1 protein-coding gene and 1 pseudogene are annotated in these 1,322 nt (G+C 60.1%); one reads left to right on the top strand and one right to left on the bottom strand.

All coding sequences use genetic code 11. The features are described from left to right. Positions 1 to 268: 268 nt before the first annotated feature. A pseudogene (locus NYR58_RS20360) lies at positions 269 to 946 on the bottom strand (transposase); the annotation flags it as partial. Positions 947 to 1,064: 118 nt separating this feature from the next. On the opposite strand from NYR58_RS20360, the gene NYR58_RS20665 reads away from it, so the two are divergent. Further along, complete coding sequence (locus tag NYR58_RS20665) at positions 1,065 to 1,187, top strand: hypothetical protein (RefSeq protein WP_261522943.1); 123 nt, start codon at positions 1,065 to 1,067, stop codon at positions 1,185 to 1,187. Positions 1,188 to 1,322: the final 135 nt, after the last annotated feature.

The raw sequence follows: 1,322 nt of genomic DNA, 5'->3' as shown, positions 1-1,322 counted from the left end.
TCAATCTCGGCCGACGAATGCACAAACTACTTCGCTAATGCAGGATACGGACAAACCTAGATTCATCCCGCTCTAGCGCCTTACGGCGCGTCCATTTTCTGGGCGAGGAAGCTCCTCGAACGTAATCGAAGTCTGTTAGAGCCAACCTATCAGCAATATCGCATCCTGGATCCAGGCCGAGCCACCGCGCCGTGGACGGATCTGGCCCGCAAACTGGGGTGTGCTGCGCAACGGCGCCCCTTCAAGTCGATCGTGAACAATCCGGGTTTTAAGCGACGGCCTGCTTCGGCCGGAATTGAAGCACAGCTATCAAGAACGATAAAAAGTCCTTCAACCACCTGAGCAGGAGAGAGAAGTTGTAGCCGGCGGCGGCCAGGATGGCGTTGATGGCATTGCCCTGGGCGTGGGCGAGGTAGTTGCGGCCCATCCTGTGTTCGCTCTTGATATGGCCGATCACCGGCTCGACGGCGGATCGTCGTCGCATCTGGCGCTAGATGGCCGGCGTCACGCGACGCTTCTGGCCTACGGCGAAGACCCTGAACCTGTGGCTTTGCGGCGCGTTTTGGCCGCGGTAGCCGGCGTCGGCGAGGATGCGCTCGATCTCGGCGCCGACGCTGTCTTGTATCGCGGGGATGACCGTTCCCAGCGTATGGCCGTCATAGGGGTTGCCGGGAAGGGCCATGGCGTGCAGAGCGAACTGGCCGCCCTTCGAGCGCTTCAGCGTGGTGGCGACCGAGACTTTGACGCCGAACTCGTAGGGCGCGTGGGTCCGCCGCGTGTCCTGCGGCTTCATCGTGCCAGTCTTCACTGCCACCGCAAGGCTTTCCTGCAGCAGGGCCGTGATCCGCTCCTCGCCCATGCGCTGACGCCAGCGCGTCATCGAGGAGCGGTCAAACGGCAGTTCGTGCTGGAAGAACTCCTCGCCGCACAGGTATTGTGGAGTAGGAAGCGCGTGAGGGTAGCGATCATGTCCACCGCGGCTGTATGATGATTGCCGGAGAGCGCGTCGGTATTGTCGTGACCACGGACATGCGTCCACTCGATCCCCGCTTGCGGATAATCCGGTGCCCGAGGAAGATGAAGCCATCGTCGACGTGGGTGATATCGGCTTTATCCATATTCAACGTCAGTTTCAGATGGCCTTCCAGAAAGGCCGCCATTCCGCGCGGATGGCCTCGGCATGTTGACCTGCCCCCAAGAAACTGGGCCATTCAAAAGGAGAGTTTGTTCTCTTAACGTTCGAAGCAACAAGGAGATGGCATGAATGGGCTGTGAGCGGCCAATGATCCTGATGCGGTTAAGGTGTTGGGAGAGGCGGATAG

Source organism: Chelativorans intermedius (genome assembly GCF_025398255.1).
GTDB lineage: Bacteria > Pseudomonadota > Alphaproteobacteria > Rhizobiales > Rhizobiaceae > Chelativorans > Chelativorans intermedius.
Note: the sequence above shows the minus strand (reverse complement) of the source record. Positions and strands in the feature narration are given on the sequence as shown.